Annotated in this window: 11 protein-coding genes; 3 read left to right on the top strand and 8 right to left on the bottom strand. The window is 45.7% G+C overall.

Annotated elements, in window-relative coordinates; translation table 11 throughout:
• Positions 1-545 precede the first annotated feature (545 nt).
• The 7 genes from QUB08_RS27125 to psbZ form a co-directional block, all read right to left on the bottom strand.
• The gene (locus QUB08_RS27125; protein ID WP_333228772.1) at positions 546-1,601 is read right to left on the bottom strand and encodes an ATP-binding protein; all 1,056 of its coding nucleotides are present in this window, start codon (positions 1,599-1,601) and stop codon (positions 546-548) included.
• Positions 1,602-1,603: 2 nt separating this feature from the next.
• The gene (locus QUB08_RS27130; protein WP_333228774.1) at positions 1,604-2,998 is read right to left on the bottom strand and encodes an ATP-grasp domain-containing protein; all 1,395 of its coding nucleotides are present in this window, start codon (positions 2,996-2,998) and stop codon (positions 1,604-1,606) included.
• 366 nt (positions 2,999-3,364) lie between these two features.
• Positions 3,365-4,168: a class I SAM-dependent methyltransferase gene (locus tag QUB08_RS27135; RefSeq protein ID WP_333228776.1), complete on the bottom strand. Its 804-nt coding sequence runs from the start codon at positions 4,166-4,168 to the stop codon at positions 3,365-3,367.
• Positions 4,169-4,170: 2 nt separating this feature from the next.
• Complete coding sequence (locus QUB08_RS27140; RefSeq protein WP_333228778.1) at positions 4,171-5,409, bottom strand: sedoheptulose 7-phosphate cyclase; 1,239 nt, start codon at positions 5,407-5,409, stop codon at positions 4,171-4,173.
• A 551-nt stretch (positions 5,410-5,960) separates the two neighbouring features.
• Positions 5,961-6,134 carry a hypothetical protein gene (locus QUB08_RS27145; protein WP_333228780.1) on the bottom strand — a complete coding sequence of 58 codons (174 nt, stop codon included), beginning with the start codon at positions 6,132-6,134 and terminating at the stop codon, positions 5,961-5,963.
• 83 nt (positions 6,135-6,217) lie between these two features.
• Positions 6,218-6,808, bottom strand: coding sequence for a 6,7-dimethyl-8-ribityllumazine synthase (gene ribH / locus QUB08_RS27150; protein WP_333228781.1), 591 nt, complete (start codon positions 6,806-6,808; stop codon positions 6,218-6,220).
• A 220-nt stretch (positions 6,809-7,028) separates the two neighbouring features.
• Positions 7,029-7,220, bottom strand: a complete 192-nt coding sequence (psbZ, locus tag QUB08_RS27155; RefSeq protein WP_190735314.1) for a photosystem II reaction center protein PsbZ — start codon at positions 7,218-7,220, stop codon at positions 7,029-7,031.
• A 316-nt stretch (positions 7,221-7,536) separates the two neighbouring features.
• On the opposite strand from psbZ, the gene QUB08_RS27160 reads away from it, so the two are divergent.
• Both QUB08_RS27160 and QUB08_RS27165 read left to right on the top strand, forming a co-directional pair.
• Positions 7,537-10,500: a CBS domain-containing protein gene (locus tag QUB08_RS27160; protein WP_333228783.1), complete on the top strand. Its 2,964-nt coding sequence runs from the start codon at positions 7,537-7,539 to the stop codon at positions 10,498-10,500.
• 135 nt (positions 10,501-10,635) lie between these two features.
• Positions 10,636-11,091: a DUF2127 domain-containing protein gene (locus QUB08_RS27165; protein WP_333228785.1), complete on the top strand. Its 456-nt coding sequence runs from the start codon at positions 10,636-10,638 to the stop codon at positions 11,089-11,091.
• Positions 11,092-11,686: 595 nt separating this feature from the next.
• Here QUB08_RS27165 and QUB08_RS27170 read toward each other — a convergent pair.
• Entirely contained in the window at positions 11,687-12,031 is a 345-nt protein-coding gene (locus tag QUB08_RS27170; protein ID WP_333228787.1) for a DUF4870 domain-containing protein, read from the bottom strand.
• Between the two features lie 102 nt (positions 12,032-12,133).
• On the opposite strand from QUB08_RS27170, the gene prfC reads away from it, so the two are divergent.
• Positions 12,134-13,762 carry a peptide chain release factor 3 gene (gene prfC / locus QUB08_RS27175; protein WP_333228789.1) on the top strand — a complete coding sequence of 543 codons (1,629 nt, stop codon included), beginning with the start codon at positions 12,134-12,136 and terminating at the stop codon, positions 13,760-13,762.
• Positions 13,763-13,769: the final 7 nt, after the last annotated feature.

Consider the following 13,769-nt stretch of genomic DNA (forward strand, 5'->3'; position numbering starts at 1 on the left):
TTCAGATTGCACTCACTGTTTTCACCTCTCTGCTGTATTGCGCTCGCATCCCTCTTTAAAAACTGTCCGGAGTATTGTAATAAAACATTTTTTGGCAGACCATCTACAGATAAATCACATTTTGAAAAATCATGATGGCACACAATTAGAGGATAATTAAACATTCTATTTAATTGATTTATTAGCCTGTAAATTTGTAGAGGTTTCCTATGAGTTAGTAGAATAAAACCTATCGAACTGTTAAAAGAATTATTCACTCAGTTAAGTTATATAAACGGCAAAAATTTTAAAATAATAAAAATATCATCACTAGCTCGGAAACACACAATTTCGGCTGCTGTGACTTGATCGGCTGCTGCGAGCGCGACATTTAATTAGAGCTGCATGACCTTTTTGGCTTCTATATTGTTCACTTAGTTCTTGTCAGTTACATCATACCTCATCTATCCGATCAAGGCTATACTGCTCCTGGCTATTATATCATAAATCATTTAGGATTGCTATAGACTGTCAGCGCTCAACCATCATTGCCGTGCCACCCGAATTTATATTACTTGTTGCAGCGTTGTACCCGATCGACCTTGTAAGGCATTTTGCAGCATACTCTCAAAAAAAGTATCCAGAGAAATTCCCGATGCTTTTGCCATCGTCGCAAGCACACTTTTTTGGGCAAAAGAACAGTACAGCCCCGCTTCCAAGAACCAAGGTTGTCCATCGGGATCGATGCGAAAATCAAATAAACTGTAGTCGCGACAGCCCAAAGCGATGTGGCATTTTCTAGCCTGTGCCCAAACTCTCTCCGTAATCGGATCGCTCTTGTCAACTATCCACGACTTGGTACTATCCTTAGAAGTCAAGCTCAAGTTGCCATCGTCATTTTGTTTGAGCTTATCGGCATAACTCCGAATCGGCTTGGTATCAGCATCTAGAGCATACTCTTCCAGCGGCAAACAGACTAGCTCGCCAGCTTGGACAATAATCCCACAGCGAACTTCTCTACCCAATTCAATGAATTTTTCTACTAGCACTTCCTCGGAATGAGTCAATGCTGTCTGCAAAGCCGCATCATAGTCAGCAGCATTTTTAACTAAGGCAACTCCCAGAGAATTATCCGCATTCAGTGGCTTGAGCACCACCGGAAAATCAATCGAAAGTCGATCGCCCGCGCGGACAACTTCTCCCAACGGTACACTTACCCCAGCGGCAGCTACTACTGCCCTAGTCTTGGCTTTGTCAGCAGCCAGCGCCATCAACTCTGCCGGATTACCCACATAAGGAATACTCAGCATATCGAACAAGCTACGGTATTGAGTCATGCCGGGGATGCAAAACATCTGCGGTACCATTACGTCAATATTTAGCTGTGTCAGCACCTGCACAGCGCCCGCTAAAGACATGGGATTAGCGGCCGCGATCGCACTCGGATCGAGAGAGGTAGGAAAACGCCATTGGCGATCGGGAGAAATATAGGCAATATGAAATTCATAGAGTGCTGAATTAGCCGTATTTTTCAGACAATCTTCTGCATAAAGGCGCGATAAATTACAATAAAAATCGCTAACTGCCGAGCCGACTAAATGCAAAACCCGTAATACAGACATACTCAATCTCCCCCTATTTCCACAAGCTTGCCAATATTAAAATCAATCCGAATCCACTCTTTCGGATTCTGTAAATTCCCCCATAACAACAAGGGAATTTGCCAATGATGCACCATCAAAAACGGCAGCGGATCGTCCCACTCGAAGATGGCATCTTTGCCTTGGGCGATAATTTGTAACCGCTCATAAACTAGCTTTGGCGATCGCAAATGAGTCACCAACCGCCAAATTTCATGGTAAATCCAGTAAGTCGGGCGACTAGATGCCAAAGGCTGCACAGTCTGTGGTAAAGGGTCGAGTTCCAAATAAGCTTTTGCCACATCAGGATGGTTGTAAAACATCGTGATGGCTGAATGGGTGCGGGGGTTGCATTCGATCGCGTAAATCTCTCCATCATCCGCCGCCTGAATGAAATCAAAGGAAACTTGTCCAGTCAGATTGAGACTCTTGGCAAACTGACGAATCCAATTTTCGATATCCGGGCGATCGACATTCTGGTAATTCACCTGAAACGCCGACGATTCACAGCAACAATGCAACTGAAGATGACCATCACGAATTGTACTGTGAGTGCAGAATTCTTGCCCTGGAATATACTCTTGCATAATCCAAGGTTTACTCTCGGAAATTGGTAATGAGTTGACAAAAGTGGCTGTTTCTGCTGGGGTTTCGCAGGGTAATTTAGTTAAGTTTAACCTGCGGACAGAATCGTAGGGAATACTTTTGATAATATATGGACGCTGTGCATCACTAAAATCAAAATCGATTACTTGCTGGGGATTAGTAATTCGGTAGGAATTCGGAACTCGCAGCCCCAATGCTGCCGCGGCTTTTGCAAAATCATATTTATCATCCAATCGTTGCAGAGTTTCGACATCGACGTGCATTACCGTACAGTGTCCAGAAAGTACCCTTTTGACTTCGGCATCGTAGTAACTGGCGACTGGACTACAAACGGGAACGTAAACATTAACTTTCTCTTGTTGGACAATTTTTAAGAGTGCTTGGGGATATTCCTCTGTCTGCGGATTTGGTACTGTGTAAAAGCGATCGACCGCCCAAGAGTAACGATGACCTGTCAGCCAGTATTTCTCGGTTTCTACCAAAATTACCCGATGACCGGCATTATGGAACGATCGGGCTAGCTGTAATGCTTTGGTCATCTTGCCGCCGCTAATCAAAATCGTTTGGGGAGAGTCGGCGATCGTTCGAGACTGAAACGGTTTGATGATGATGGATCTCAGTAGGGCGATCGCAGTTAAAGCAATATTCAGGGGCATTACTAATAGCAGCAAAATTAAGGTTGCTATAGTTTTAACTGCTGTCGGGAAGCGCCTATTCCCAGTGTTTGTTTTCTGTTCAGATGGCATCGCTGCAACTGAAACTGTTTCGATCATAATTTTTTACTAAGTAGGTACTCTAATTAGCGGTGGTTTTTGAATGATTAAACCGCAGATGACGCTGTTGGCGCCGTGTCTCCAGAAGAGACAGATCAATCATGCGGATGAAGCGCGGATTTGATATTACGCACGGGTGGTTAGGATCGTCAATTAAATAATTTCCCTTTTTTCTTGTGGGATGGGCGTCCCGCCCGCCCAGAAAGGACGGGCGGGACGCCCATCCCACAACAGTCATGAAAAGTGGATTTTATTTAATTCTCATCCCTTAGAAACCGGGTTTTTTGACTATCGGACTTCGTTACAGCCCGCCCAATAGGGCAAAAAACCCGGTTTCTTTGGTTTTGATGAGTAAGTTTTGTTCTACTAAACGCGCCGAATTAAGGTCAATCCATCTCTCAGCGGCAGTAACACTTGCTCTACGCGCGGATCGTCAACTAGAGCCTGGTTGAATTTGGCGATCGCAACTCCGTTATCAGTAGCAGTACCCGACAAATATGGCTGTCCCTGCATCAGAGTATTGTCTGCACAGATCAAGCCATTGGGAGCCAACAGCCCGGTAGTTAGGAGTAAATCGAGATAGTCTATGTATCCAGCTTTATCAGCATCGATAAACACCAAATCGAAGACTTCCCCGTCTTGGGCCAATTGTTTCATGGTTTCTAGAGCCGGTGCCACCTTGACTGAGATTTTGTGACCGGCAGTTGATTCGTGAAAACACTTCTGGGCAAATTCAGCTACATAAGCATCTACTTCGCAGGCTACCACCACTCCATCCACCGGCAGTGCTTCCGCCATTGCTAGTGCTGAGTACCCGGTAAACATCCCTATTTCCAGTACGCGCTGTGCTTTGGTGAGATGGACGAGAAATTTCAGCATTTGGCCTTCCACATGACCCGATAGCATTTCCTGTTCCAAGTGGCGCACTGTCTCGCCGTCAGAGAATCGCTTACTCCAATCTTCTGATTGGGTGCGCTTTACTAACGTGGCTAAGGCGGGAGATTCCGGCGTGGTACAAAGATTCAGGTACTGATCGAGACCATTGGCTAGTTCGTAGGCTTGTTGTAATTGGGCCTTGAAAGCTCGATCGAGATTATCGATTTTTTCTACTTGCGAGGCGAGACTTTCGAGTTTAGCCGCTAAAATCCCGACTGGGGTAACGGGTCTCATGGTCATACCCCGGCTGTGGAACGAGTTCCAACTTTCTGCAATACCACATACATATCCTCGCCATCACCATGACGCGGGTAGCCATGACAGATTTCTCGATGCACGGCTAGGGCTTCATCCAACTCTGTTCGAGTCAAATCGTTCATGAAAAAGCAGTCACCAATGGGGCATGGAGCTGCAGCGCGTTGAAGGCCATCACGGGTACGACTGATCGATGTTGTCGCTTTCCAGAGCAGTTCTGATGTCAGATAAGGGCTATCAATTGCTAGTCCGAGGCGGCTCATTAATCTTAAGATGCGATCGCGAGCGGCGATCGAAATGTACCCCCGCAGTTGGGCAATAGTCGCCGAAAAAGCCATATCGATAGCGACACTATGGCCGTGGAACATTGGAATTTCCGGTGTTAGTTCCAGCGTCGGACTCCAAGTGTGACCATAAGCTATCACTCGATCCAAATCTAGCTCGTGGAGGTTTGGTACTTCTAAGGCCAGCATCGACTGAATCGCATTGTAGGTTAAGCGATGGGCCACTTCCCGCAGTTCAGATGTGCCGTCTAAATAACCAAAATGGCTGTGCAGCAATGCTTCGCCGTAGTTTTCTAACAACTCGAAGATTTCTTTGTTGCCTACTACGGCGATCTTAATTAACTCTGCCATTCCGTTTCGTATTTGGTCGATCGGCAGAGTTTTCAGAAAGGAGAAATCTAAAATTACTTTCTGCGAAGCGTGGTAAGCGCCGAGGCGGTTTTTCAGCTTACCGTGGTTCACAGCTACTTTGATTGCCACACTGGCATCAATTAGCCCAATTAAGGTTGTCGGTACGCGAATGTAGTTAGTCCGACGGCGATAGGATGAGCAGGCAAAACCAGCTACGTCTGTCGTCAATCCACCACCTACTACCAAAACAGGCTCCTTCCGCACGAGTCCGAAATCAACGAAGGCATCTATGATGCTTTCAAAAGTTTTTAATGTCTTATCAGGTTCCTTGATATTAACTGGAAAGACTGTTAAATCTATCTCGTGATGCTTGAAATAATCCTGCATCTGTGGACCATAAAGACCATAGACTGTTTCATCTACAACCATTAAACAGCGACCAAATTGGCGGTAACTATCCGCAATCTCAGGATTCTCCAGCTTGAAAGCACCATCTACGTAGAGCAAGCTGAAATCTATTTTTTCGTACCCCTCAATTTGAAAAGCTCTATCGGTAGATGTAAACGTAGCTTGAATGTCACCCATAAGATTTTTGCACTTTCATGTTGATCAGTAACTGTAAGTATCTGGGCGATCTTCAAAACTCTCCATCCTTTTGCTGGCAAACTTCCTAGGCATTAACTTGACAACTTGTCATTTAATATGAACTTAACAATCCACCTAAAAATTTACTTTCAGAGTTGTTTGTTAAGACTAGGTTAAATACTGCTTAGCGAGTATTTATACTTAAAGCTTTTTGAGGATTGATTTGAGACCGCCTCAAGGCTTACACAAAATTCAACATAACGAATTTCTCATCTTTATGCAACCAGATTCAGTAAAATTTGATATTTTTTTTTAATATCATATTATCCAGAGACAAATCGGGAAAACCCGAAATTACAGCAGCCTCATCTATTAAAACGACTCGTTGCGATCGATCGTTGAAATCACTTTATCTTTTTTGATCCGGTTCGCTGCGTATTTCCAGTTGATTATCAACCAAATTAAATATCCCATCAGCCGATTAATGCCTAGTTAATAAAGGGAATAATGAACCCGGATTTTAGATTACGAAATTTTCCTGGGAACATAAATCAAGCCCGATCGCCCGACAGCACTTGAACAGCAGCAGACGCAGGTAATGGAGCGTCATAATTTCCGCCCAAAGCATGAACTTGACGCATCAAAGTACCCATTTCCAATTGGCAAGATATTGGTCTAATTTGTCGATCGACCCAAAGTGGAATTTTTACCTTGGGGGCGGGCATAATCACCACCCCACAAGAGTCTTAAGATTTTTCCCGATGCAAATCTTGATGTTTTTTGAGCTTAAAAATACTGCTAGCCGAACTTACGAGGGGATTTGATCCGATGATACATCGGGGGCGATCGCCAGATTTGCTTCGCCCGAAAGCACTTGAGCAGCAGAGCCGCTAGCTAATTGACCGTAAGAGTGTGTTCCCAAACCCTTAACTTGGCGCATCAAAGTACCCATTTCCAAAGCACTCATCGCATAATTCCAGCCCAAATTGCTTTTAATTCCAGCCCTTTCCAAAGCTTGCTGCATCGTGTCAGTCGTCACCACCCCAAAAATCACCGGCACCCCTGTCTGAAAAGCAGCCGCAGCAATTCCCTTAGCAACCTCACCAGCCACAAAATCAAAATGAGGAGTTTGGCCCCGAATTACCGCACCCAGACAAATTACCGCATCGTAGCGGTGAGAAAGAGCAGCTTGGCGCGCCACCAAAGGAATCTCAAAACTTCCCGGTACCCAAAAAAAGTCCACCTGAGAGCCATGAGGATTAATATCAACCCCGTGGCGTTTCAAACAATCTTGACATCCCTCCAAAAGTTTGTTAACCACCAAATCGTTAAAACGACCGATGACAATAGCAAATCGCAAAGATTCGGTGTGAGTAAAAGTTCCCTCGAAAACAGTCATAGTGCTCTAGTTTAGATTTTAGCTTTTAGGTTTTAGAGTTTTGTTTGTGAGAAGGCAAAAGTCAGAAAGCAGCAGCATCTCATCTGAATCTCAAGTGCAAAAACATACAGAATCGCGCGGTCTGGAAAATTGCTAGCTTCTGCCGAATGCCTTTCAATCGCTGGTGAATGCCTTCATCCTTCTATCTTTTACCTTCTTTATTCGATAGACTTGGGTGAAATTAAACGACTAAAAAGTTCAATACACCCACTGCAATAACCAGCAAAAACCAGAGACCCGACCCGACATAAATCAGGGATTTAGACTGATTCCAGTTTTGGGGAGAGGCATAAGCAACTGGCACGCCAACGACCATCACAAAAGACAGCAGTACCAGACCCAGTAAAACCACTTGAAACAGAATTGATAACATCTTTTCTCCTTTCGATATAACCGTGCGTTGATCGGAAATAGTTTCCCAGAACCGGAAAAAATCTTCCAAATTCTAGTTTTTGACAGTTTCCCGATAGTCGATCGAGAAATTGTCGGTTGATTGATAGGAAAGAACCCGTGCAAATTCGGGCGTTGCGCGAACAGGCGTCAGCGGCTTGTGAGATTTCGATCAATTTTATCATTGTTCGCTACACGACAGAAAACTGGAAAGGTTAACTTAAAGCCCGATCGACACATCCGGTTTCAGAGGGCGAGAAATTGCTACTGTTTGAGTTAGAGATGCGGGATTTTCGGCTATGGACTTAGTTTTGTGCCACACAACAGCAGATTTTGACGCCTTGGGGGCGGCGGTGGGACTTTGCGTGCTGCGCCCCGGTAGCAGGATCGTATTGACGGGCGGGTGTCATCCGACGGTGCGGGACTTTTTGGCGCTACACCGCGACGAGTACCCACTGATTGAACGCCGATCGGTCAATCCGCAACAAATTCGATCGATTAGTATAGTTGATGCCTCTGGGCGCGATCGCTTGGGAAAAGCCGCCGAGTGGCTTGATTTACCACACCTGAGCGAAATTGAGGTTTTCGACCATCACCTAGAGGCGCATTTAGACATCCGGGCCACTGTTACCCAAATCGAAGCAGTCGGAGCCACCACTACATTAATTGTCGAAAAGCTCAAAAATCAAGCAGAAAACAGCGACACACCATCCCGCCTTCTGCCTTCGGAAGCAACAGTCATGGCCCTGGGCATCCACGTCGATACAGGTTCCCTCACCTTTGAGGGCGCAACTGCGCGAGATGCCATAGCTTTGGGGTGGTTGATGGAACAAGGAGCGAGTTTGGGGGTAATCGCTGAATATGTAGAACCCGGTTTGTCTCCTCAATTGCAAGATTTGCTGAGAGAAGCGCTCAATAATTTGCGATCGGAAACTTTGCACGGTTACAGCATAGCCTGGGTGCTGCTATCTACTGAAGCTTATGTTCCGGGACTTTCTTCGCTGGCTTCTCGCTTGCTCGATTTAACTGAAACCGATGCTCTGCTTTTAGGTAATGTTTATAAATTTGGCGAAAACGAAAACAACCGCAACATCGATCCCGAATCGCCAGTTTCCAATCGATTAACTATTATCGGTCGATCGCGCATCGAAGGAACCAACCTCAGCGAATTGTTCAAACCCTTCGGCGGGGGAGGCCACGCCCGCGCCGCTTCCCTCGCCACCCGTGATGTTGACGCCCTGCTGACTTTAAATCTGTTGGCTGACGAACTCAAAGCTCAAATTCCCCACCCTCCGACAGCGCGCGAGTTAATGTCGTCTCCAGTGCGGAGTATTCGTCCGGAAACATCGGTGGGGGAAGCTCACCGTATCCTCCTACGTTACGGACATTCGGGGCTTTCTGTGGTCGATGCGGGCGATCGACTTGCCGGCATTATCTCGCGGCGCGACATTGACATTGCCCTGCACCACGGTTTCAGTCACGCCCCGGTGAAGGGTTACATGACTCCGCAGCTAAAAACGATCGCCCCAGATACCTTGCTGCCGGAAATTGAATCTTTAATGGTGACATACGATATCGGGCGCTTGCCAGTATTGGCAAACGGTCAACTTGTAGGAATTGTTACCCGCACAGACGTGTTGCGGGAATTGCACCAGCAAAAAGCGCGAGACAGGGGAAGTAGTGCAGAATTGTCTTATTGTGCTGTGCCCGAATCGGTTGAGCAGTTGTTGCGATCGCGCATCAGTCCCGAATTATGGCAATTATTGTCGATCGCCGCCAATATTGCCCAAAACCGTGGCTGGCAACTTTATATTGTGGGTGGAGCAGTCCGGGATTTACTCTTAGCGACGGATGATACACTGGCGCTCACTGATATTGATTTGGTTGTGGATGGAAAGTGCGGTTCCGACGATTCCGGTGCTGGTGTCGAGTTAGCTTCCTCGCTGCAAAAACTTTACCCCGAAGCGCGTTTGGACGTTCACGGTCAATTTCAAACCGCCGCGCTGTTGTGGCACAAAGACTCTGCTTTCGGCTCGCTGTGGGTGGATATCGCTACGGCTCGCACTGAATTTTACCCTTATCCGGCTGCAAATCCTGAAGTTGAAGCGAGTTCAATTCGCCAAGATTTGTACCGCAGGGATTTTACAATTAATGCGCTGGCTGTGCGGTTGGGTATTCCTCGCAGTGGCGAATTGTTAGATTTTTTTTGCGGTTTGCTGGACTTGGAATCGAAGCAAATTCGAGTTTTGCACGCCAATAGTTTTATCGAAGATCCGACGCGAATTTATCGTGCTGTGCGGTTTGCGGTGCGGTTGGGGTTTGAAATTGAGCCGCAGACGGAAGGATACATCCGCAACGCTTTGGCCAGCGGGATATATTACCGAATTCAGGGGGAAAATGGCCGAGCTCCGGCTTTGGAAACTCGGCTCAAAAGCGAATTGAAATACATTTTGCAAGCTCCTTACTGGAAAGTTGCTTTGCAAATGCTGGGAGATTTGCAGGCTTTGCGCTGCATTCATCCTAGTTTGGAGTTGGATCGGGAGTTGTGGCGGCAACTGCGTTTGCTCGATCGGTGTTTGGATGGAAGAAGAAGGAAGAAGGAAGAAGGAAGAAGGAAGAAGGAAGAAGGAAGTTCGGCAACGGATTCTGTAACGGATTTAACGGATGTAAAGGATAGAAGGAAGAAGGAGAAGGGAAGAGGGGAAAAGGAAGAAGGAAGAGGGAAGAAGGAACAAACTATCCCCAATTCCCAATTCCCAATTCCCGATGCCCAATCCCCGATGCCCAATTCCCCATTCCCCATTATCAATATTCCTGATTGGCAGATGCGGCTGGAAGTTTTAATCGCTTATTTAGCACCGGAATATCGCGGCAAGGTGGCTGCAAATCTTCAGTTACCTGCTGACAGCATTAAGCGGCTGGAAGTGTTGGAAGCCGGAAAGAAGCAGTTAGCAGAGAATTTGCCTAAGTGCGACTTGCCGAGTCAATTGGTGCTGCTGTTGAGAAATTATGAGTTGCCGGTGTTAATTGCGATCGCCCTACAAAGTCCGCGAAGTGCACGCCGCCAAATTTGGGAATATCTCACCAGGTGGGCGAACGTTGAGCCGCCTTTAAATGGCAACGATTTGAAGGCTTTGGGTTATAAGCCAGGGCCTGGGTTTAAACGAATGTTGGATGATTTGCTGGCGGCGAAGTTGGATGGCGATTTGGGCGATCGGGCTACGGCTCTCTCTTTCTTAGCACAACGTTATCCTCAAGTTTAGTAAGGTGCGTCAGCAGCGCGTTATTTTTTATAGAATAGATTAGCTAATTGCTGACGCACTCTACTGAATTTTTAGTTTTAAGTCCTAAACAGGCTAACCAGGCGATCGCACATTATTGATATTTCTAGAATTAAGGTGAAAAAACATCACGCTCCTGCTTTAATCGCAATTGTCCTTTACAAAACCTTTGTAGCTTCCCTCTTGACAGTAACTTCGATTGCTTTGTTTTTTGCATTAAAAAATCATCAACTCTTAGAAGATTTTTCGCAATCTTATTTGTTAGAAAGCAAACTAAAAATTATTGAATTTATCTTAGATAAATTTCTAATTATTAAGCCTAAAAACTTACTGATTAGCGGACTTGCTGCTGCACTTTATGCAGTATTAACTGCTGTTGAAGCCGTTGGTTTGTGGTACGAAAAAGACTGGGCAACAATCTTAGTTTTAGTGCTGGTAAGCATCAGTATACCCCCTGAAATATATGAATTAGTTCACGGGGTCACGGTACTTAAGTTAGCAGTATTTATCGCAAATCTAGCCGTCTTATGGTATTTGCTCCACCATTTGCCGCAGCATGGTAAGGGAGCTTAAAATTTTGATTATTCAGAGGAAACTCACTTGATTTTATAAATGTCAGCATTTTCAATTTTAATTTCATAAAACGGCTGATCAGTCAAATAAAAACCTCAATCTTTACAAAGATTTGCTGATTGTAAAGATTCGATAAAGCTACGAGGGGTTATACCCCCTATGAGTTATAGTGACATATATATAGATGCACCCTGATGGCTTTCCCGTTCCACAAGAGCGGGATTTTTATTGGAAAAATATTGTATTAAGTTTTAATACGCCTAGTAGAGATAGAATTGATGGAAAATTTCAAGACAACGATCGCCCGATGCAAAAATAGCACAGCTAAAGCAAAAATGATGGTTCCGAGCGATCGAACATCCGCCTTAACTCTGCGAAATAACCCAAAGGCGGTAGCATAGTGTGGGAACCGACATCAATGGAAGATCAACTTAGCGTTCACAACAGCGCTGCAACAGGGCGAAGATACCATAATTAATAGTTGATTGGACTCTAATTTTTGAAGTTTTAATGTGAGTTAGAAAACAATTAAAAACCCGGTTTCTGCTTAAAGAAATCGGGTTGTTGAAATCGATGGTGAAGCGCGATTTTCTGTCTAAACTATTCGGAAAATAAAAGGGTAGCGGTAAGGTTGGTTAGGATTTTGCAAAACGTGGAGGATAGCCATTATTGTCAGTCCCCAGTGCAGCAGATAACCTAGGGGCACTAGGATAAAGCCGGCAAGACCGAAAGTGACGACAGTTAACGCCACAATTACAGCGCTGTATACCCATACATTAAGGTGAAAATTGATCGCTTCTGTGGCATTGTCTTTGACAACGGGGTCATCTGATACTAACAATACAGCGATCGGCGCTCCGATCGAGAACAGTAACGTGCTGAAAAAAATCGCCCCGTGGCACACCAGTGATAGCAGCTTCCGCTTGTCCGAGTCGTACATATTACTTTTCTTCCTTGACTTTAGTGATAATTTTACCTTTAATAGCAACTGTAGCACAGGCTATAATGGCGATCGGGTGATGATTCCCCTACCTAATTTGTGATGACAACAGAACTCGAAACTGAACTGCTAACTGCTGTTGAGCGCCGGCGCAACTTTGCTATTATCTCGCACCCTGACGCGGGTAAAACTACTTTGACAGAAAAGCTGCTGCTGTACGGAGGTGCAATTCACGAAGCAGGTTCTGTGAAAGCGCGGCGGGCTCAGCGACACGCTACCTCTGACTGGATGGCGATGGAACAGCAGCGGGGAATTTCGATTACTTCTACTGTTTTGCAGTTTGAATATCAAAATTATCACATTAATCTGCTCGATACTCCCGGACACCAAGATTTTAGCGAAGATACTTATCGCACTCTGGCGGCGGCTGACAATGCGGTGATGCTGGAGGATGCTGCTAAGGGTTTGGAACCGCAAACTCGGAAGTTATTTGAAGTTTGTAAGCTGCGAAGTCTGCCTATTTTTACTTTCTTTAATAAGCTCGATCGCCCTAGCAGAGATCCTTTGGATTTGTTGGACGAAATTGAGAAGGAATTGGGGTTGCAGACTTATCCGGTAAATTGGCCGATAGGTACGGGCGATCGCTTTAAAGGCGTTTTCGATCGCAGAGGGCGCAAAATTCACTTATTCGAGCGGACTAAACACGGTTCTCGCGCTGCTGTTGATACCGTGATCGAATTGGGCGATCCGCGCATTGAGGATTTGTTGGAACAAGACCTTTACTATCAGCTCAAAGAAGAGTTGGAACTGTTGGATGAGTTGGGAACTGAACTCGATTTAGACTTGGTTCGGGCGGGAAAAATGACGCCTGTTTTCTTTGGCAGCGCGATGAGTAATTTTGGGGTCGAACTGTTTTTAGATGCGTTTTTAGATTACGCTATGAAGCCGATCGCCCGCAAGAGTACCGCCGGAGACTTGCCGCCAACTTATGAGGACTTTACCGGGTTTGTGTTCAAATTGCAAGCGAATATGGACCCTCGACATCGCGATCGGGTCGCGTTTATTCGGGTTTGTACGGGCAAATTTGAAAAGGACATGAACGTGACTCACGCTCGCAGTGGTAAAACGGTGCGTTTGTCAAGACCTCAAAAGTTATTTGCTCAGGATCGCGAGTCGATCGAGGTTGCGTATCCGGGCGATGTGATCGGTTTGAACAATCCGGGGGTATTTGCGATCGGCGATACTATTTACACCGGTCAAAAACTGGAATATGAAGGGATTCCCTGTTTTTCTCCAGAACTTTTTGCTTTTTTGAGAAATCCCAATCCTTCTAAGTTTAAGCAGTTCCGCAAAGGCGTTTCGGAGTTGCAGGAAGAAGGCGCAGTGCAAATTATGTATTCGGTTGATGAGTCGAAACGCGAACCGATTTTGGCGGCTGTCGGACAGTTGCAATTTGAGGTGGTGCAGTTCAGAATGCAGTCGGAATATAATGTGGAAACTACGATCGATATGTTGCCTTACAGTGTAGCTCGTTGGGTGGACGGCGGTTGGGAGGCGCTGGAAAAAGTTGGGCGGCTGTTTAATACGGTGACGGTGAAAGATACTTGGGGAAGGCCGGTTTTGCTGTTTAGAAATGAGTGGAATTGCCGCCAGGTGGAAGGTGAGCATCCTGTGTTGAAGTTAAATGCGATCGCCCCTGTGGTATCTGGTTTGGCTGTTAGCGAGGAGTGAGATTACC

This window comes from Microcoleus sp. BR0-C5, from assembly GCF_036705045.1.
Lineage (GTDB): Bacteria > Cyanobacteriota > Cyanobacteriia > Cyanobacteriales > Microcoleaceae > Microcoleus.